The 19,988-nt window shown below is 47.6% G+C and carries 21 protein-coding genes; 2 read left to right on the top strand and 19 right to left on the bottom strand.

The window, feature by feature from the left end:
- Positions 1–15: 15 nt before the first annotated feature.
- The gene (locus Q7P67_RS12140) at positions 16–2,751 is read left to right on the top strand and encodes a cache domain-containing protein (protein ID WP_303852483.1); all 2,736 of its coding nucleotides are present in this window, start codon (positions 16–18) and stop codon (positions 2,749–2,751) included.
- Here Q7P67_RS12140 and Q7P67_RS12135 read toward each other — a convergent pair.
- Positions 2,746–2,961 carry a hypothetical protein gene (locus tag Q7P67_RS12135; protein ID WP_303852482.1) on the bottom strand — a complete coding sequence of 72 codons (216 nt, stop codon included), beginning with the start codon at positions 2,959–2,961 and terminating at the stop codon, positions 2,746–2,748. The genes Q7P67_RS12140 and Q7P67_RS12135 overlap by 6 nt on opposite strands.
- A gap of 90 nt (positions 2,962–3,051) precedes the next feature.
- Between Q7P67_RS12135 and Q7P67_RS12130 the strand changes: the two genes are divergently transcribed.
- Positions 3,052–3,681, top strand: coding sequence for a hypothetical protein (locus Q7P67_RS12130; protein WP_303852481.1), 630 nt, complete (start codon positions 3,052–3,054; stop codon positions 3,679–3,681).
- On the opposite strand, the gene Q7P67_RS12125 is transcribed toward Q7P67_RS12130, so the two are convergent.
- From Q7P67_RS12125 to Q7P67_RS12040, 18 genes are all read right to left on the bottom strand, one after another.
- The gene (locus Q7P67_RS12125) at positions 3,672–5,513 is read right to left on the bottom strand and encodes a PAS domain-containing sensor histidine kinase (protein ID WP_303852480.1); all 1,842 of its coding nucleotides are present in this window, start codon (positions 5,511–5,513) and stop codon (positions 3,672–3,674) included. The genes Q7P67_RS12130 and Q7P67_RS12125 overlap by 10 nt on opposite strands.
- 104 nt (positions 5,514–5,617) lie before the next feature.
- Positions 5,618–5,770, bottom strand: a complete 153-nt coding sequence (locus tag Q7P67_RS12120; RefSeq protein WP_303852478.1) for a hypothetical protein — start codon at positions 5,768–5,770, stop codon at positions 5,618–5,620.
- A gap of 1 nt (position 5,771) precedes the next feature.
- Positions 5,772–6,983 carry an NADH:ubiquinone reductase (Na(+)-transporting) subunit F gene (gene nqrF / locus Q7P67_RS12115; RefSeq protein WP_303852477.1) on the bottom strand — a complete coding sequence of 404 codons (1,212 nt, stop codon included), beginning with the start codon at positions 6,981–6,983 and terminating at the stop codon, positions 5,772–5,774.
- Entirely contained in the window at positions 6,980–7,588 is a 609-nt protein-coding gene (gene nqrE / locus Q7P67_RS12110) for an NADH:ubiquinone reductase (Na(+)-transporting) subunit E (RefSeq protein WP_303852475.1), read from the bottom strand. The genes nqrF and nqrE overlap by 4 nt, the downstream gene beginning before the upstream one ends.
- Before the next feature lies 1 nt (position 7,589).
- Entirely contained in the window at positions 7,590–8,201 is a 612-nt protein-coding gene (locus tag Q7P67_RS12105) for an NADH:ubiquinone reductase (Na(+)-transporting) subunit D (RefSeq protein WP_303852473.1), read from the bottom strand.
- Positions 8,201–8,959 (bottom strand): Na(+)-translocating NADH-quinone reductase subunit C, encoded by a 759-nt coding sequence (locus tag Q7P67_RS12100; protein ID WP_303852471.1) that lies wholly within the window; start codon positions 8,957–8,959, stop codon positions 8,201–8,203. The genes Q7P67_RS12105 and Q7P67_RS12100 overlap by 1 nt, the downstream gene beginning before the upstream one ends.
- Positions 8,949–10,145 (bottom strand): NADH:ubiquinone reductase (Na(+)-transporting) subunit B, encoded by a 1,197-nt coding sequence (locus Q7P67_RS12095; protein WP_369696033.1) that lies wholly within the window; start codon positions 10,143–10,145, stop codon positions 8,949–8,951. The genes Q7P67_RS12100 and Q7P67_RS12095 overlap by 11 nt, the downstream gene beginning before the upstream one ends.
- Entirely contained in the window at positions 10,142–11,461 is a 1,320-nt protein-coding gene (locus Q7P67_RS12090) for a Na(+)-translocating NADH-quinone reductase subunit A (RefSeq protein ID WP_303852468.1), read from the bottom strand. The genes Q7P67_RS12095 and Q7P67_RS12090 overlap by 4 nt, the downstream gene beginning before the upstream one ends.
- A gap of 106 nt (positions 11,462–11,567) precedes the next feature.
- The gene (locus Q7P67_RS12085; protein ID WP_303852466.1) at positions 11,568–12,467 is read right to left on the bottom strand and encodes a DMT family transporter; all 900 of its coding nucleotides are present in this window, start codon (positions 12,465–12,467) and stop codon (positions 11,568–11,570) included.
- Positions 12,468–12,596: 129 nt separating this feature from the next.
- Positions 12,597–12,893: a nitrous oxide-stimulated promoter family protein gene (locus Q7P67_RS12080; RefSeq protein ID WP_303852465.1), complete on the bottom strand. Its 297-nt coding sequence runs from the start codon at positions 12,891–12,893 to the stop codon at positions 12,597–12,599.
- A complete protein-coding gene (locus Q7P67_RS12075; protein WP_303852463.1) occupies positions 12,890–13,882 on the bottom strand; it encodes an ATP-binding cassette domain-containing protein in 993 nt (330 codons plus the stop codon). Before Q7P67_RS12075 ends, Q7P67_RS12080 begins: the two co-directional genes overlap by 4 nt.
- The gene (locus Q7P67_RS12070) at positions 13,875–14,570 is read right to left on the bottom strand and encodes a GTP-binding protein (RefSeq protein ID WP_303852461.1); all 696 of its coding nucleotides are present in this window, start codon (positions 14,568–14,570) and stop codon (positions 13,875–13,877) included. The genes Q7P67_RS12075 and Q7P67_RS12070 overlap by 8 nt, the downstream gene beginning before the upstream one ends.
- A 2-nt stretch (positions 14,571–14,572) precedes the next feature.
- Entirely contained in the window at positions 14,573–15,775 is a 1,203-nt protein-coding gene (locus Q7P67_RS12065) for an ABC transporter substrate-binding protein (RefSeq protein WP_303852459.1), read from the bottom strand.
- A 71-nt stretch (positions 15,776–15,846) separates the two neighbouring features.
- The gene (locus tag Q7P67_RS12060) at positions 15,847–17,841 is read right to left on the bottom strand and encodes an acyltransferase family protein (RefSeq protein ID WP_303852458.1); all 1,995 of its coding nucleotides are present in this window, start codon (positions 17,839–17,841) and stop codon (positions 15,847–15,849) included.
- A 113-nt stretch (positions 17,842–17,954) separates the two neighbouring features.
- Complete coding sequence (locus Q7P67_RS12055; protein WP_303852456.1) at positions 17,955–18,470, bottom strand: ferritin-like domain-containing protein; 516 nt, start codon at positions 18,468–18,470, stop codon at positions 17,955–17,957.
- A 109-nt stretch (positions 18,471–18,579) separates the two neighbouring features.
- Positions 18,580–19,014: a MarR family winged helix-turn-helix transcriptional regulator gene (locus tag Q7P67_RS12050; protein WP_303852454.1), complete on the bottom strand. Its 435-nt coding sequence runs from the start codon at positions 19,012–19,014 to the stop codon at positions 18,580–18,582.
- Positions 19,015–19,098: 84 nt separating this feature from the next.
- A complete protein-coding gene (locus Q7P67_RS12045) occupies positions 19,099–19,443 on the bottom strand; it encodes a helix-turn-helix transcriptional regulator (RefSeq protein ID WP_303852452.1) in 345 nt (114 codons plus the stop codon).
- Positions 19,444–19,446: 3 nt separating this feature from the next.
- Positions 19,447–19,788 carry a DMT family protein gene (locus tag Q7P67_RS12040; RefSeq protein ID WP_303852450.1) on the bottom strand — a complete coding sequence of 114 codons (342 nt, stop codon included), beginning with the start codon at positions 19,786–19,788 and terminating at the stop codon, positions 19,447–19,449.
- Positions 19,789–19,988: the final 200 nt, after the last annotated feature.

Below are 19,988 nucleotides of genomic sequence, written 5' to 3'. Positions count from 1 at the left end.
TATCAATGGTGAATAATGAAATTCAGACTTTCAACTGTTACACTCATTACCGCAATTTCAGTTGCGGTAATTTTTTCTTCTGCTCTGATATATAACCTTACGTCTCTTTCTGCGAAACACATCAAAAAGTCTGAAGAAGAACTGAAAAGAAACTACGAAATCCGTCAGAAAGAGATAATAAAAAACGAGATCCAACGGGTTATAACAAGAATAAAATTAGAAAAAGCAGAGGTTTACGAGAACGCTAAAAACGCTGTCAGAGACAGGGTGGATTCCGCCGACGAGTATATCAAGACCTTAAAAACATCGAACAGTTCCGAACAAAATATAAAAACATCACTAGATTCGCTCATCCATTCGTTCAAATGGGAGTTTAAAACCGGATATTACTACGCTCTGGACAAAAACGGAGTAATAATCAGCCACGGCGGAAACCGAAACTATGAAGGGGTCAACGCCGTTCAGCTTGTTGGCAATTCACAGTTCAACACATTCATAAAGAACGCATATAAAAACGGCAGCGCATACGGCGAGTATGACTTTGAAAAACCGGGGAAACCGGGGAAAAAATTCACCAAAATAGCCTATGCGAAATACAATCCGGACACTCAGATTCTCATCGCTGCGGGGGTGTATCTGGACGAGATAGAGGATCTTGCCAAAGAGGACATCCTCACCGGAATCAAAGGCGACCGGTTCGGATTTGAAAACACCGGATATTTCTGGATAATCACAACAGATTACGAAAATATTTTTCACCCAGATAAAAAATTCAGCAATGCAGACATTAAGGAAGTTAAATCCGGTGATGGCAGAAAGATCCTTCTGGAAGCTATAGAGATAGCGAAAAGCAGAGGTGAGGGGTACATATCATACCAATGGGAAATTCCGGACAAAAAAGGACTGACTGAAAAAACAACTTACGTCGGTTATGTACCCGAATGGAAATGGGTTATAGGCACAGGGTTTTACTATGTTTCTCTGAACGAAATGATAGCCTCGGAAAAACAGGCTATCATGGGCACTTCGCAAAAAGAACTCTATTCAAACATCGCCCTGATAATTATCCTACTGATACTGTCTATGGCGGTATCGCTATATATTTTCAGAAGGATGCGCGAGGTTGAGGACAGGCAGACAAAAATCCTGAACGATCTGAAACAGTACAAATTTATCATGGACGAAAGCTCCATCGTAAGTATGACGGATCCCACAGGAATAATGACCTATGTCAACGATAAATTCTGCGACATAAGCGGCTATTCGAGGGGTCAGCTCATCGGGCATAAGCATAATATCCTGAGACACCCCGACACCCCTTCGGAATACTTTGCGGAACTCTGGAAAACCATAGCCAAAGGCAGGATATTCAAAGGGATAATAAAAAACCTCCGCCCGGACGGCAGCCACTACTATCACAACGTCGTCATCATACCAATTAAGGACGAAAACGGTAAAATAGTAGCGTACACGTCATGCAGTCAGGACGTCACCGAGGTTATAGAGAACAGGGAAAAACTACAGACCGTTTTCAACACCGACAAACTCACAGGACTCGGCAACAGATATAAGCTGGAGCAGGATATCGAAACCGCAAAGAAACCATGTCTGGCGGTTATAGACATCGATAGATTTCACGAGATAAACGAACTTTACGGAATGAGACTTGGTGACGAACTGCTCTCCATGTTCGCAGACAGACTGGTTAAAAATGCACATCTTAAAAATTTCGAGCTGTACCGCCTCCACTCAGATGTTTTCGCACTGTTTGCACCTTATATGGACATCTCCTCCTTCCTTGAAACTGTAGTTTCAGGTACTGCAGACGTTACAAAAGAATATTACAGAGTAGCGGAAAAAGAAGTTATCTTGAGCTGCCGTATAGGCTTTGCAGACGGAAACGACCTCATGTCCAAAGCCGACATTGCCGTCCAGCAGGCTAAGTTTGAAAACAAGGAATATCAGATTTTCGACCCGAACCTCACAGACAATTTTGCAACATATGAACAGAACATAAAAGTGCTTAAAATGCTCAACGACGCTGTGGACAAAGACAGAATAGTCCCCTTTTTCCAGCCCATATACTCGTTCGGCTCAAAAGAGATATGGAAATATGAATGTCTCATCCGCATCATAGATGAAAACGGCGGGGTGATTCCGCCTTCTGAGTTTCTTGATATAAGCAAGCAGACGCGGCTTTATCCAAAACTGACTATGGCGGTGGCAAAAAAATCCATCGATACTTTTAGAAACACAAAAGCGGAATTCTCTGTGAACTTCTCTGTGGAAGACCTCCTGAACAAAGACAGCATGAACGAGATATTCAGATATGCCGAAAATGCCGGAGTATTAAACAGGATGGTCATTGAGATTGTTGAAACGGAACGGCTTACGGCGGATGACAACATAATAGGCATAATAAGCGGATTTAAACAGCGCGGAACGAAAATTGCCATCGACGACTTCGGTTCAGGCTATTCGAATTTCGATTATCTGCTGAAAGTGCAGGCAGACTACGTTAAAATAGATGCAAGCATAATAAGGCTGATATCAAAAGACGAACGCGCATCAGACATCGTGCGCTCCATCACAAGCTACGCAAAAAAGATGAAGATGCAGACCATTGCGGAGTTCATAGCGGACGAAACCACAGCCAGAAAAGCCAGAGAGCTTGGCGTTGACTTCGCACAGGGCTACTGGTTCGGAAAACCCCAACCTGTTCCTGCGGAAAAACCAGAAAATATCCTATGATTCCGCTTTCTTCGATGTAACAAACTTCAATATTATAACCAGCACAGGCGCAAGATGGAAGAAAAGGTCGAATATGTCTATCGGTCGTCTGAGCGTCCCTTCCGAAAGCATCCTCAGTTTCTCTACAATGTGCGGCTCCGGACTGAAAGGAGCAAGCCCCAAAAGCACCGCAAAGATTATCAACACGGAATAGTCGACTTTTTTGAACACAGGATCACCTCCATACGAAAAACACAATTATGTTAAGTTAACCGGCATCATGACGATTAGCATCAAATAATCGAAATACCGGAGCCAGCCATGTATGTGAACTATAACTCAAAAACAGCACAGCTTCAATACCGTGCCGCAGAGGTGAAACATGACGGCGGCACCACAAAAAGCAGAAGTGTGGACGTTCGTATCGACTACAAAAGCGTGGATGTCAGAGCGCTTGACAGCGCAGACTCTAAAACGGCTAACGACGCCTATGTGAGCGAAAGAGAAGCCGGAAGCATCGAGGAATATGTCAAAAAAACAGTTTCCGGTATAATGGACAGAATATCCAGACACACGCAGAACACACTGCGCGCCCAGTCGGACACCGTTCTTGCAAACGTGAAAATAATGAGTGTTTCCATAGAAATAAGCGTGCACACGGAAATCAGTGATTCAGAGAACAACGCAAACTCGCTGCTGGGCGAAGACGGATATTTCGGTGTTGAAAAGACATCGCAAAGACTTTTCGAACTGGCAAAAGCCCTTGCCGGAGATGATACGGAAAAACTGAAAGAGGCAAAAGACGCCATCACAAAAGGCTATGAGTCTGTGGTTGGTCTCTTCGCTGAAAGTACACCTGACATCACTCATGAAACATATGACAAAACCATGGAAAAAATGGACGGTTATATTGACCACCTGAACAGACAGTCTGAAAAGTCTTATGCCTGACAGATACTAAGAAGAATACTCATCTTTGCGCCGAGACCTGTGTTCTCGGCGTTTATCGTTCCGTTCATCCGCTCGCAAATGATAAGCCTGCTCATATAAAGCCCCAGCCCCGTACCTTTTTCGCCTTTTGTTGACGAATAGGCGGTAAATATCTTTCCGAGCATATCGCAACTGATTCCGCCTCCGTTGTCTGAAACAGCTATAAGCACTTTATCCCCGCGCCTGCCAACAGTTATATCTATCTCACCGTCCTCGGCACACTTAGCCTCAAGAGCGTCCCTTGCGTTGGTGAGAAGGTTGAGAACAACGTTCTTGAACTCGTTCTCATAGCCGAATACGGTTATCTTTTTCGCTTCTTCGCCTTCGGGATATATTCCGCACTTTATTCCGTAATATTTAAGCTGCGGTCTGTAAAGCTGCAAAACGTCGCTGACAGCTTTGAACACATTAAACTCACATGCGGACCCCATTGGTTTCAGGAAGTTACGGAAATCGTTTATGGTGGCGCTCATGAACTCTATCTGCTCGTTGATGCTTACAACAGTCTTATGAACCAGCTTCTGCGATTCGGCGTCAAGTTCCAGCAGTTCCTCAAGCATCTGTGATATCATGGCGATGGAGTTCAGCGGCTGCACCCACTGGTGGGCTATAATACCGACCATCTCGCCCATTGTCGCCATCTTCGACTGCTGAAGGAGCATCCTCTCCTGTTCTATATTCTTCTCCTGAGCCGATTTCAGACCGGAGATATCGTTGAGAAAGCAGAATACCCTTGTTTCGTCGTCTGTGACCAGCAGTTCGAAGCTGGTGAGTACATGGATGATATGCCCCTCTTTGGTGCGTATCCTGTAATCTATCGAACCGCAGTTATTAACCGTCTTTTCGAGATTACGAAAAATCTCGGAAACTCTTGCCCTGTCATCAGGCAGAATAAAAATGTCGGACGCTTTTCTGTTTCGCACATCTTCAAGGCTATACCCTGTAAGAGTAAGACAGAACTGGTTACAGTCGAGAATATACCCCTCTCTGTCCATGGTGAAAATGCCTATATTCGCGCGGTTGTAAAGAGTTCTGTAAAACGCCTCCTGCTTTCGCAGTTCTTTTTCGGCATTCTTTTTAAAAGTTATATCGTAGAAAACGCCGTCCAGAACACATTCCGACTGGGAGAGCTTGTGCATCACAACTTTGATGTGTCTCTCATCACCGGAATCGTCTCTTATGGCTATCTCTGTTTCAATTTTCGTATGCTCCGATATCTCCGGCAGGGTGTCGCATAGTTTGTGAAAGCCTTTTTCCGTTATCCGGCTGCATATCTCGTCAATGTTTACGACGGTCTTTTCGTTGTCAAACCCCAGAACGCGGCACGCTTCCGGAGTAAGCACCAGACATCTCTGGTCACTGAGATACTCGAAATTTCCTGCCCCGGCAATACGGTTTGAATGGCTGAGTTTTTTACGGTGCAGTTCAAGGTCGTTGACAGCCTGATTAAGGGCGATGGTCTTTGCCCGTACCTCTTCGTCAAGCTGATTGTCGGCGGCGGTATCCTCCGTTTCAAGAGAAGCTGTAACTGGAAAAAGTGAGGCGAGCATACAGTCATCAAGCCCGATATCAGTAAACGTTAGGATATAGTGGCTGTTGTCCACGCGAACAAGCTGTCCGCGGCGGCTCAGCCCGTTTTCGGCAAAAACATATCCGCCGAAAATATCGGAAACGGTTTTGCCCACAGGATTGTAGTACATTATTCTGCGTACGCCTTCAGACGCCCATAAAACCTTATCGAAAGGCGCTCTTCCTGTGACCCGCAGAATCAGTGAATCTGTATGTTTCGTCATATACCTAATCATATCTTAGTTTACGGCAATAACGCAAGTTAAGATATTAACTGATTTGTGAATAATTCCTTTAAAGGAAACAGAAAAAGGGAGCCGCAGCCCCCTTAATTATCCTTATCCGTTTCGCACTTCTGTCCTGTCTGGCAATGCCCCTGTCCGCACTTGCACGAGCTTTTGTTCCTGCGTGCAAAAAGCACCAGAGCAAAAAAAGTAACTGCGATAAAAACGCCTGAAAAGACCGCTATAAACTGTTTCATATCAGCTTCCGAAGTCGTCAAAGAAGATATTTTCAGGCTCAACACCGAGACTGTCCAGCATCGAAAGCACGGAAGATATCATTACCGGCGGTCCGCATAGATAGTATTCTATCTCTTCAGGTGCCTCGTGGTTTTTGAGATAGTTCTCAAGTGCCACATTGTGTATAAACCCTTTATAACCGGTCCAGTTGTCCTCCGGCTGCGGGTCTGACAGGGCTATGTGATAGCTGAAGTTTGAAAATTTCGCTTCAAGCTCCCTGAAATCCTCAGTGTAAAAAAGCTCACGCAGGCTTCGTCCTCCGTACCAGTAGCTTATCCTGCGGGTAGAATTCTTTGTGAGGAGCTGATCAAAGATTATTGACCGCAGAGGTGCCATTCCCGCGCCACCGCCAAGGAATACCATCTCCTTTCCTGTGTCGCGTCCGTAAAACTCGCCGAAAGGTCCGGCAATCGTAACCATATCACCGGGTTTACGGCTCCAGACATACGATGAACCTATGCCGGGGGGCACCTGCTTGCCGAAGGGAGGCGTGGCAATGCGCACGTTCAGCTTAACAATCCCCTCTTCCGCCGGATAGCTCGCCATACTGTACGCCCTCTGGATCTCCTCTTTGGTGCCGGCTTTCAGCTTAAAGAAACCGAATTTTTCCCAGTCGCCCCTGTACTGCTCCTCTATGTCAAAATCCGCAAAATCAGCCTCATACGGGGGAACAACCACCTGAATATATCCGCCAGCTCTGAAATCCACTTTTTCAGGAACTTTCAGTACAAATTCCTTTATGAAAGTCGCAACGTTATCGTTTGAAAGCACTTCACATTCAAGCCTTTTCGCCGCAAAAACCTCCGGTGGAAGCTCTATGGTCATATTCTGCTTAACCGCTGTCTGACATGAAAGCCTTATGCCCTCTTTCTCCTGCCTGCGGTTGATATGTGTCTTTTCGGTGGGGAGTATATCTCCGGCACCCTCAACAATGGCAACACGGCACTGTCCGCAGGCACCGCCGCCGCCGCAAGCTGAGGAAACGAATATCCCGTTATCAGCCAGAGCGTTCAGCAGCTTTCCGCCTGTCGGCACCTGAAAATCTTTTTTATGGTTGATGTTTATCGTCACAACTCCGGCGGAAACCAGCATCCTTCTGGCGTTTATGATAACGCCCACCAGAAGCAGAATGACCGCTGTGAAGACTATGACCCCCATTATCAGCAGTGTCATAATTTTATCCCCGAAAACAGCATAAAGGCTATTGCCATAATACCTGCCGTAATAAACGTTATGCCCATTCCGCCGAGACCTCTCGGCGTGTCGGCATATTTAAGTCTGTCCCGTATACCCGCCATGGTGACGATTGCAAGCGCCCAGCCTATGCCCGACCCAAGTCCGAAAACCACCGATTCGCCGAAGGAATAATCCCTCTGCACCATGAACAGCGAACCGCCGAGAATCGCGCAGTTAACCGTTATCAGCGGCAGAAAGATGCCCAGTGCGGAATAGAGCGACGGAACGTATTTGTCCAGAGCCATCTCAAGTATCTGCACTATGGCTGCGATGAGACCTATGTATGTAACCAGACCTATGAAACCGAGATCCAGGTCGGGAAATCCCGCCCATGCCAGCGCGCCCTCTTTCAATACGAACCTGTAAAGCAGATTGTTCGCAGGAACCGTTATCGCCTGCACCACAACCACCGCAACGCCAAGCCCGAACGCAGTCTCAACCTTCTTCGACACCGCGATGAACGTACACATACCAAGAAAGAAGGACAGTGCCATGTTCTCAATGAAAATCGATTTTATGAACAGAGAAATGTATGCTTCCATATCAGTCCTCCGCCCTGACAACCGTCAGTCTGGCTATCCATATCAGGATGCCTATCAGGAAAAACGCGCTGGGAGCGAGGAGAAAAAGTCCGTTGGGCTGATACCACCCGCCGGAATTGACAGCAGGCAGCAGAGTGATTCCGAACAGTTTGCCGGAACCGATTATCTCCCTTATGGAGGCTATTATGATGAGCACCAGACCATAGCCTGCGCCGTTGCCAAGACCGTCCAGAAAACTTCTGAACGGCGGGTTGCTTATGGCGTATGCCTCCGCGCGCCCCATGATGATGCAGTTTGTTATTATAAGCCCCATGAACACCGAAAGCTGTTTGCTTATCTCAAACATGTAAGCCTTGATTATCTGATCGGCAATGATAACCAGCGTCGCCACAACTGTCATTTCAATGATGAGCCTTATGCTTGACGGCATGAGTTTGCGCATCATGGAGAGGAACAGGTTTGAAAGCGCCGTGACAGTCATAACGGAAACCGCCATGACCAGCGTCACCTCCATTTTGGTTGTAACGGCAAGTGTTGAACAGATACCCAGCACCTGCACGGCGATAGGGTTGTTTTTTATGATGGGGTCTGTGAAGACCTTCATTGCAGACATTAAGCACCCCCCTGTTTCAGCGAGTTCAGATACTTTCCGAACCCGTCCTGACCCATCCAGAAACGGACAGTGTTCTCAACACCGCGGCTGGTCATTGTCGCACCGCTGAGAGAATCCACCTGACTCTCTCCGTGCGTCCCTCCCTTAACTATCGAAAGCGCGACCGAGCCGTCGTTTCCGTATATCTTTTTATTTATCCACTGGGCTTTCCAGAGCGGATTGTCTATCTCTCCGCCAAGTCCGGGGGTCTCGCCGTGGTCATAGAAGGTTATGCCGCTGACAGAGTTCAGATCGCTGTTGAGCGCCATAAAGCCGTACATGGTGCTCCAAAGCCCGGAACCGTAAATGGGCATAACAACTTTAGCTATCTTTCCGTCCGCTCCGCGAAGGATGAAGACGGGAATTTTCGCAGGAATACTCTTTATGACCGCAACGTCCTGCTGTTTGGACAGATGCACCGCATCGGATGAAGCGGCAAGTCTTCTGATGCTTTCAAAATATTTGCCCGCTTCGCCCTTTTCGGCTTTTCCTGTTTTCATATCCACAAGGTATGTCTCAACAGAATCGAACGCTTTGTTTATATCCGTGTCTGATTTCAGAACACCAGCCGCAAGCAGGATGTTCTTTTTCCTTTCAAGCTCTCTGTTCATGTCCTGTCTGGGCTTCAGAAGCACGTTTGCTCCCGCCACAAAGAACGAACAGACAACAGCCAGAACGAGGGCTGTCAGGAACGTCCTGAGATCGCTTTCACGCCGCATATCTCTTTGCCCTCCTTGCTATATTCGCTCTCATGACAATATAGTCTATCAGCGGTGCAAAGATGTTCGCAAACAGCACCGCCAGCATCGCACCCTCAGGGTATGCGGGGTTTACAACCCGCACCAGAGCGGTCATTGAACCGATGAGAAATCCGTAGTAATACTTGCCTTTGTCAGTGTACGCCGCAGAAACAGGATCGGTCGCCATGAACACAGTTGCGAACGCAAATCCGCCTATGACAAGGTGCCAGTCCGGTGTCAGCGAAAACATGTAATTCGTATCGGAACCCGCCACGTTGAACAGTCCGGTGATTATAACCAGTCCGGCAACGGAGGACACCATTATCCGCCACGAGCCTATTCCTGTATAGATGAGCACAGCAGCTCCGAACAGACATGCCAGAGCGGACGTCTCGCCCATTGACCCCGGAATGAAGCCGAGAAAAGCGTCCATCCATGTGACGTTCATTTGCCCTGAAAGGGATTGTGTTGCAAGGGGGGTTGCATAGCTGTATCCGTCAACGGCAACCCATGCCGTGTCGCCTGTGATACCCGCAGGGTACGAGAAAAACAGTATGGCGCGGGCAAACAGAGCGGGGTTTATGAAATTGCGCCCCGTACCGCCGAACACCTCTTTACCCAGAACAAGCCCTATTGAGAGAGCAACCATCGCCTGCCATATGGGGACGGTTGGGGGAAGTATCAGCGGGTAGAGAAGGCTTGTGACAAGAAACGCCTCCCCTATCTCATGTTTACGGATAACAGAGAACAGAAGCTCCCAGAAACCGCCTACCGCAAGCGTTGCAATATACAACGGCAAAAAATAGAGCGCACCGTGGAAAAAGTCTGCGCCTATGCTGTGCGGGTCGTAACCGACACCCATAGCGCGTATCAGCGCGTGCCGCCAGCCTTCAAGGTTTTCGGCACCCGTGGATGCGATAGCCAGATTCGCCTGCAATCCGGTGTTGTAAAGAGCCATCAGCGTACATGGAATAAGCGCAACAACAACCGTTATCATTATCCTTTTAAGGTCTATGCCGTCCCGCAGGTGGGTCGTCCCCTTGGTTCTGTGGAGCGGGTTGTACAGAAAGGTGTCCGCCATCTCAAAAACCGGATACCACCTTTCATATTTTCCGCCCTTCTCAAAAAGATGTTTATATTTTTCAAAGAATTTTTTCACTGTCAGCCCTCCTTCTCAATGGTTGTGAGGGCGTCGCGCAGAAGAGGCGCATAATCGGTTTTGCCCGGACAGACGTATGTACAGAGGCTCAGATCCTCTTCGGAAAGTTCCAGCGCGCCGAGTTTTTCAGCACCTTCGTAGTCATTCACCTGCAAAGCCCGCAGAAGGTGAGTGGGCAGAATGTCCAGCGGCATCACTTTTTCATAGGTGCCCACCGGCACCATTGCCCTGAAACTGCCGTTCAGCGACGTATCGAACCGGATGTCCTTTTCGCCGAATACCTTTGAAGCGAACACGTTGACCACCGAGTGCATCCTGAACCCCGGCAGAAGCCAGCCCATGAACGGACGCTCCGTCTGCTCGGCAACGGCTGATATCTGCGCGAAATTCTCCGACAGATAAGCCGTCTGCGGGGTTACAGGCAGTCCGTAAAGCACGGAACCGTTGATAACCCGTACGTCTCCTGTTTTAAGCCTGCCTCTGGTGAGCCATGATATACATGCGCCGTGCACCGTGCGGATGTGGCTTGGGTTCTCCACCATAGTTCCGCCTACGGATATAATGCGCTCTTCATTAAGTTCTTTATGTTTAATGAGATAGCCGAAGTCTATCACCGTCTGCATATCAACCGTCCAGACAACCCTGCCCTGCGCAACGGGGCGCAGGAAGTGTACGTGGGTGCCTGTAAGTCCGGCCGGATGCACACCGTCGAAAACTGCGGTTTCAACACCCTCAACAGCGTCAATGGTTAGTCCGTTCCCGCAGCAGGCATACGTCTTGCCTGAAAGTTTCGCAACGGCTTTAAGACCTTCGTAGAAATAATCTTTATAGTTTGAAAGCACCAGAGACATATCCGGCGCGAGAGGGCGCGTGTCCATACAGTTGACAAACACAGCTTCCGGCTCTTCCTCAGCGTGTACGCACACGGCAAACGGGCGTTTTCTGAACTTTGTGAGCAGACCGGATACCTTTAAGAGCTCAAGAACCTTTGCCTTGTCTGAAACGTCCGTATCGAACCTTTCGGGTTCGCTGCCGTCTTTTTCAATGACAAGCGAAAGAAATTTTCTTTTCTCCCCGCGGTTTATCTCCGCAACAGTACCCGATGCGGGCGATGTAAAAAGCAGAGACGGATTTTTCCTGTCGGTGAAAAGGATTTGCCCTTTTCTCACCCTGTCCCCGACCCTCACCTTTACGGAAGGTCGCAGACCCGGATAATCATCCCCCAGAATACCGACCCTGCCGACGGTTGTCATATCGGTTATCTCTCCCGAAGGACACCCCTTTATCGGCAGGTTAAGCCCTTTTTTGATTCTTCGGTGCATATGCTTACTCCGATTAAATAAAACAGGAATGTTTATATTGTAATTTTAACTCTATGTATTTGAATGTCAAGGAAGAACGGTGTAAAGAATATTAATTTTGTCCGGTTTATCTCTTTCTTGCACGAACGATAAGCAGTCCGCTGAGAAACACCAGAAACATGCCCGCAAAGGAGAGAACGTCGGGCAGTCCGTCACCGGCAAGAAACCCAGCGAAGACGCTGAAAACAAGCTCGGAATAGCTTATTGCGCCCATAAGGGACGCTCTGCCGTAATAATATGACTTTGACATGAGAAACTGCGCCGCGGAGGCAAGCGCTCCTGATATTATGAAATACCACAGATGAACCCCACGCGGCAGAAAATCCCACGAAGCGTATCTAAGGTCGCCCGTAAAATACAAAACAATAAAATAAGCCAGCGAACCGAGCACTCCCACCAGCGAAAACACGAATACAACCACCCGCGCATCGTAATAGTCCGCGAGGTTACGCACAGTTGTATAGGCGAACGCCGCGAGCACTCCGCAGAGGATACCGGCAACATAACCCATCGGCGGTACGTTTCCGCCCGGCTTCAGAATAAAAAGCACTCCGAAAAATCCCACGCCGATTGCCGTCCACACCCGCCAGTCCGCCTTCTCTTTCATCACCAGAACGGCTATCAGAGCAGTGAACAGCGGCGAGGTTTTTGAAAACGTGGCTGCCGAGGCAAGGTGCATAACGCTTATGGCATAGAAATAGGCTATCATAGCCGAAACACCGTATACCCCGCGCATTACCAGCAGCATAGGCTTTCCGCCGCGGCTCACGGGGCGGACGATTAACATCGCCACCCATATGATAAGCATGGTAATCAGGTTCCGCATGAAGATTATCTCCATGGTGGAGAAATCCTCTGTCAGTTTTTTTATGAAATAGCCCATGGACGAAAAGCACACGGAAGCGCCTATCATCATTATGATGCCCATGGTCTCGTTATCATATTTCGGGTTTTGGCTAGATGGCATTGGAAAACTATACGCCCACAAAAGAATGTTTACAAAGTATTTTTACTAATAGATTCAGACTGCCACGTCGCTTAGGCTCCTCGCAGAGACAGAATTAACTCGTCATTGCGAGCCATGGGCTAAGCAATCTCACATAAAGTAGTGCCAGACCCAGTCCAGTCTGCCGCGTTTGATGTAATAAATGCCGCTGAACTTCATTATTTTGCGAATTTTCTCGCGCATTTCAGGCTTATAGCAGTGGATTTTGCAGTCCTTGCATTTCGGCTTAGGGTCGAGGGGGCATTTATCATTTCGCCGCAGGGCATATTCCAGAACAGCCTGGCAGTCTTCGCAAAGCCCTTCTGTCTTATGGTTTTCGCGGCAGTATACGCCTATAAAGGCGGTCATAACCTTTGCGTCTCTGACCACCCTTTTCTCTTTTTTCATATTTCTTCCAGAACGTCGCCTGTTCTCACTCTGTTGCGCAGTTCAAGCAGTTTTCTGTCAAGTTCCTGCAACTGTTCGAGGTTTTCACGCTCTTTCGCTGAGGTCTCTATTATCTTCGCAACGCCGCCGTTCTTTATAACGAGCCTTTTGTCGCCCATCAGCGCCAGAATGGGGTCATGGGTGGACATCAGCACTATTTTCTCTTCGCCCACCAGAAGGTCTAACGCTTTTTTGCGGTCTATCCCCGCGTTCTCGATCTCATCTATCAGCACGATGGGTGATTTGCTGAGAAACGCCGTGTCCGCAATCATAAGCGCTCTTGACTGACCGCCGGAAAGGGACGTTACAGGCGTGTCGCCGTCAAACTTTTCACCTGCAAGCTCGTTCGCCTTCTCAATGATAAGCTCAACCTTCTCATCGGGATTCTGCACGAAGCGGCTCTCTGCGTGTATTTTAACGAACTCTCTGGCGGTAAGATCCATTACGAAGTTCATGTTCTGGGAAAGCTGTGCAACGGGCTTGTGCTCCGGTGAAAATCTCCAGCTCTTGTCGGGGTCTGCGCCGTTGATTTTTATACGGCGTTTCGTGGGGGTATCACCCATTGCCATCCACTCTATATCAGCCAGCAGACGGCTTTTACCTGAGCCTGTGGGACCCACAATACAGATTATCTCCCCCGCCTTTATCTCAAGTTCGAAGTTCTCATCCTCGCCCTTTTTATTAATACCGCCTGTTATAGTAAGGCTGCTGATCACTGACGTTTTTTCAGTCATGGAACCGACAGCTTCAAGGAAGGTAAAGAAGTTATTGAGAAACTCCGCAGGCTCGATGCCCATGTCCTCAAGCTGAGTGTCTGTCAGATTATCGATAAAGTCTTTAACTGACGCCGTCGGAGCCTCAAGCCCCTGAGACTCGAAAAAGTCTCCCGCAAAAGGCATTTCAGCCAGAAGTTCCGCAAAAGGTTTATTTAAAATAAGCTGTCTATCCATTGTCCACATCCATCTTTCTTACGTTGCCCATCTGATATTTCGAGCCTATCCGTTTTTCACCGAGGCAGTATGAACAGAGCGCCGAAGGCATTGAGAAGCGAAGGCTTTTTCCGTCCAGAGTATCGGTCTCGGTCTTTTCGTCCGCAAACAGCGTTGAAAGCTCGAAAGCCCCCTGTCCGGTGATACCGTTAACGTGCATGATGCTTGCGGTGGGGTTGACTGTTGCAACCCTTGACGCGAACACCTCACGCTCTGCCTGCGAAACTATGTCGCCTTTTGTGATGACCACCACGTCGGCGGATTTCAGCATGGGTCCTATTTTTTTGGGCGTATTTATGCCCGAAAGGTTATCAATTACGCAAACAGCAAGTATCTCTTTTATGTGCGGGCTGCATCTGTTGCAAAGCCCGGCGCTCTCGCTTATGAGGATGTCCACACCCTGTTTTTTGCCCCATTCAAAACTCTCAGAGACGTTGCTCACGAAGTAGTGGTCAGGACAGAGCGCGCCGGAAAGACCTTTTTTAACGGGTATTCCCTTCTGTTCGTACAGTTTATCGTCGTCTGTGTAGAGGCAGTCGAATTTAACAACGCCCGCTTTCAGTCCGCGCTGGCGGAGGCTTTCTACTGTTTTAAGTATCACCGCGGTCTTTCCGGATGACGGAGGACCGCTTACTGTTACAAATCTCATTGTTATGCCTCCAGTTTATTATTGAACATTCTGTTCAGCCTGTCGAGCAGGCTGCCCATATCGGTTTTGTATATGTAGTCCCAGCCCACCCAGTAGAATTTCGCACCTTCGGGCAGTCTGTTGTCCACCTCTTTGTTGAGCACGGGGAACAGTCCCTTGTGCGCCATTATCTCCCCTGTCTCTTTTCCGTAGAGGAAATCGGCTGCGGGCTTGATAACGTCTTTTCTGTCCTTTCTGGTAAGCATGAACACGGGGCTTATTATGCTGCCCTCTGATGGCCACACTATTTCAACTGATTTGCTTCCGAACAGCATCTTCGTGAAGAAATAGGGCATTATAGTTACCGCTGGCTTCTCCGCAGTCTTTTTACCTGCGTTTTTCACCATCTGGGCGGGGTGCATGGACTGTATCATGCTGTTTGCCAGCTTCTCCACGCCTTCGTCTCCGAACATGTGGTGGATGTGCACCAGAAGGGAGTTGAACAGGTCGAAGTCGCCAACCGGGAGCGATACGCTCTTTTCAAATTCAGGAGAAAGCAGGTCTGCCCAGCCTTTTGGAACAGACCTTGCGCCAAGCGCATCAAGGTTCACCATGAACACGGCGGGAACAACGCCCACCATGCCGTAGTTGCCTTTCGGGTCTTTCATATGCGCCAGATAGTCGTGGCACTCGCCTGTCATATCCTCGAACATGCCGTTTTTCACATGTCTGCCGAACGAACGTTCGTCGAAGAACACATCAAACCCAGCGGAAACAAAAAGGTCGGGAACGTTCTCCTCTTTTATGCCGACAACGTTCTCCTCAAGCCATCCCTGCCCCTGTGCCGCTGCGATGAGGTCGTATGCAACGGTCAGCCCTGTCTGCTCTTTAACGCTCTCTGCGAAAGCGTCTATCTTTTCAAGCAGGGGCAGGCGCACCGGACAGGGCAAAAGACCTTTAAGGGTGATGTCTCCGGTTTTCTTCTGCTCTTTCAGTGTAACATCCACTGATGCGTCGTTATTTTTTTCTATCTCGGCAAGGCTGTTCAGAAAAGTCTGAACGTCGTAATTTTTCTGTTTGATGGCGGTTTCAAGTTTAAGGAATTTCCCGGCGGCTGAAAGCACCTTGTCGTCTTTGAAATTGTCAAAACCTTTGCTGACAAAAAGGCTGAATGCCGCGGGGTGTTGTTTGGAAAGTTCATAAACTGTTATATTGGCGTTGATCATAATATTCTCCTTAGTCTTTCATCTTCTGAAAGCCAATATAAACTCATTGTACGGGATTAACTTGATTGATGTCAAAATCTGTCTGATTTTTTTATTGCGGCCTCTATCTTGGGAGCCATGATCTTTGCGACATATAAAGAACCCTGTTTTGACAGGTGGTTAGAGTCGAAATAAAGGGGCGACATGCCGTCATATATCTCACATTCTCCGTTTTTGCACAGGAAGTCGGAAGGGTCTATCACAGAGAAATTGACCTCTTTCGAAAGGGAGACGATCATATTGTCAAAATCCCTGACCCAGCCGAAATGTTCATCCGACTTGAAATCATAGTCCAGTCTGCCAACCCTGTCGCCGAACATCCTCTTCATAACGGTATATTTTCCCGCTTCCACGGGCACATCAAAACCTATATCGGGCACATCCTTTATGATAACGGCGTTAATGCCCGCCGCGTTAAGCCTTGCAATGGTGCTTTTCAGTCCCTGATAAAGAAATCCGTCGCTGGCATAAGGATCCTTTCTGGTCTCCTCATCCTTAACAACATACAGTTTAGTTGTGCCCAGATATCGCCTGTTGTTGGCATACATGCCCCATCTGGCTGTCATGAAAACTGTTTTTATCTCTGGCGACGCTATTATAACATCCAGAGCCCTGTCAAAGTATCTGCTGCAGTCCTGATACTTCGCGCCGTTCACAACGTCCATCCCTTCTGCCGGTGCACAGGTTGACCGTGCGAACAGCAGCCCGGTGGTATCGTTTTCACGGAAAAGCGCATCCATCCCGCCGCTCATGGCAAGGGCGTGGGAGTCACCTATCAGTGCGAACTCCGGCTCCTTCTTACCGCCTATGCGGCAGAGCCTCTCTTTGCGTATATCCTCATATTTCAGATCAAAGCATTTTTTGGGATCCAGTCCGCCCATTCTGGCTGTCAGCGAATCTATGACATCTTTGGAAAACCTTTCACTCATTCCTCTGGTACGCTCCACATAGAGGGCGGGAAGGGTCAGTGCCAGCATACATGCGGCGGCATATGCGAAGAACTGCCGTTTGTTGTGCACACGCATGGTGCGCAGGGGTTTTTCTATTACATAATAGGAAAAGATCGCCATAGCAAAAACGGCGGGCAGAAGAAATGTGTTGCTGAGAAACACCGACTGAAACTCAACTGCGGAGATATAGTTTCGGAATGCGAAAACAGGCCAGTGCCATATATAGAGCGAATATGACAGAAGCCCTATCCACACAAACGGTTTAAAAGACAGGAACCTGTTCACAGCCGAACCTTCGGAATAGATTATCAGTGCAGTCCCCAGACAGGGAAGAAGCGCCGCATAACCGGGAAAACTGGTGCTCTCGTCTATAAAGAACATACCTGCGGCTATGAGCAGAAGTCCAAGTACACCGGAAATCTCGCGTTTCGCTCCGCCAACCGAAGGAAAAAAGCCGAGGGCAAGCATAGCCCCCAACATCAGTTCCCATGCGCGGAAAGGCAGGTTAAAAAAAACAGCTTCGGGAAATTTTGTCACCAGTGCGATATTCAGCATAAAAGACACTGCAAAAACAGCTATTATCACTGCCTTTAAATGTCTGAACCCTCGACGTGCAAGAAACATCAGTATAAGCGGGAAAAAAATGTAAAACTGCTCCTCGACACCAAGCGACCATGTGTGCAGCAGAGGTTTACTCTCCGCAGCAGTCTCAAAATATCCGCTGTCACCCCAGAAAACTATGTTCGCGCAGAAAAATATCGCTGCAATGGCGCTTGAGCCGAATCTTTCGAAATGGGACGGCAGAAGAAAAAAGTAAGAAACGGCTCCCGTCGCCAGTATCATGGCGAACAGAGCCGGAAATATCCGTTTTATACGGCGCACATAGAAATTTGAGATGGTGAATGTACCGGAATTAAGCTCTTTAAAAATGATTGACGTGATAAGGTACCCTGAGATTACGAAAAAGACGTCAACACCGGTGAACCCTCCGGAGAATACGGAGATACCGGCGTGATAGAGGATAACAGGCAGTATCGCTATTGAGCGCAGTCCGTCTATGTCTTGTCTGTATTTCACATTTAACCTGTCTGTACAAAACTTCCGAACAATACAAAATTTAAACAGAAAAGACAAGAAAAAACCCGCATACCCAAAAGTATGCGGGTCTGTGATTTAAAGTCTGTTTCAGCTTATGCGTCTGCGCCGCCGCTGCCCACCGGAGGCTGGGTTGAGCGGGCTTTGCTTCTTTCGATTGACTGAAGGGCAAGATAGTTCCCGCCGAAACGGTTCATATTCTCTTTTTCATCATCGAACTGGTCATAGTGGCGCTCTTCGTCCGTAACAAGGTCTTCGAAAAGTTTTTTTGAAACCGAATCCGCGTTTGCCGCACATTCGTTTGCCCATCTGTTATAATCCATGGCGCTTTTCTCTTCCATGTCGCGCGCCATGTCGAGCATTTTTGAAACGTCGCGCTCTTTAACAACGTCCCATCCCGCTTTCAGTTCAACTTCTCCGTTAAGAAACAGTATCCTTTCGGAAAGTCTTTCAACGTGAATCATCTCCTCGATAGCGGTTCTTTTAAACAGAGCAGCCATAAGGTCATAACCCTGATCGTCACAGTGAAAGTGGAAATACATGTACTGGTGCAGCGTAGCAACCTCGTCTGAGATAGCTTTGTTCAGAAGCTCAATACTTTTCTCGTGCATGACAGTCTCCTTGTATTTTTTGTACAATACAAAGATAAACTACAAACAATACCGATTCAAGACATATATTAGCTCAAGATAAATCTTTTCCTCTAAAGGCAAAAATTTTTCAGCAGCCTAATTTGTCAAGAATAAGCACCAATGACTGTCTGTCTTCGGAACCGAGCCTGCTCATAACGCGTTCAACATTGTTTTTGTACCTGTCATACACCATATTGAGGAGATCCATGCCTTTTTCGGTGATTGAAACTGTAAAAAAACGTCTGTCGTTCTGGTCTTTTCTTCTTTCCGCAAGACCGCCTTTTTCAAGGTTGTCTATGACTGTTGTCATATTTCCGGTTGTTTTGCGGATAATCTCCGCTATGTCCTTCTGGCACATAGCACCTTTGGTATAAAGAGCTTCAAGGACGCCGAACTGGCTCACAGTAAGACCGAAATCTTTCAGATGCGTATAAGCGCAGCCTGATACTTCCTCTGCTGTCTGGACCAGCTTTAAAAAGGTTTCCATAGTGTCGAGCGACTGCTCAACTGTCTTATTATTCATATAACACCGCCTGAATGGTCAAATACTCAACGTTAAAGTATACTGGTTTTATCTTAATATCAAGCGGAAAATCAGACAAAATTACTATTTTTTAGAACATTCTTCACGAACAAGTTCCGCTATAGCGTCATAATCCTGATTAATCTGTTTATCGTCAGCTAGTTGCAGCGCTAACGAATTTACGATCATACGGATTGAAGAATTATCTGAAATGCGGTAAATAACCCATCTTCCGTCTTTTTCGGCGGTTATAACCCCTGCGGAGCGCATCTGTTTCAGATGTGCCGAAATTGTTGATAGTGCAATACCGAGCACGGAATCAAGCTCGCAAACGCACATAGGGCGTCTGTTAAGCATCAGTGCCATGCGGAGCCTGTTTCTGTCGGCAATTGACTTGATGATTTCAACTGCTGAGTCCAACTCTGTCATTTTTTACCCCTTAAATATAAAATACACTGCTCCTGTCATGCAGAGACCCGCCCAAAGATAGTTCAGCTTCAGCGGTTCTTTCATAAAAACAACGGAGAACGGAATAAACACAAGGAGGGTTATCACCTCCTGGGTTATTTTAAGCTGACCGAGAGAAAGCGTCTGATATCCAAACCGGTTTGCAGGGACCTGAATGAGATATTCGAAAAATGCTATTCCCCAGCTAATAAAAACAGCCCAAAGCCAGCTTCTGTCCGCCTGATGTTTAAGGTGCCCGTACCATGCGAAAGTCATAAAGACGTTGGACATTGTGAGCATCGCGACAAACAGTGTAGTATTACGCATATTATACCTAATAATTTTTTTTAATACCATACCTAAAAAAAGTGGGGCATCAGCCCCACTCAGCTTGTTGACAAACCCCATGTAATTGCAAATACATGGGGTTTTTGTTATTGTATATAATGCTTAAAGAAACAGAAGACCAATTTGAAACGGAACTTTACCTGAATATTGATGATCTTGTCCCTCATGATCATCTTCTT

Source organism: Seleniivibrio woodruffii, assembly GCF_029267515.1.
Taxonomy (GTDB): Bacteria; Chrysiogenota; Deferribacteres; order Deferribacterales; family Geovibrionaceae; genus Seleniivibrio; species Seleniivibrio woodruffii_A.
The sequence above is the reverse complement of the archived record's forward strand: the minus strand, read 5'-3'. Positions and strand labels throughout refer to the sequence as shown.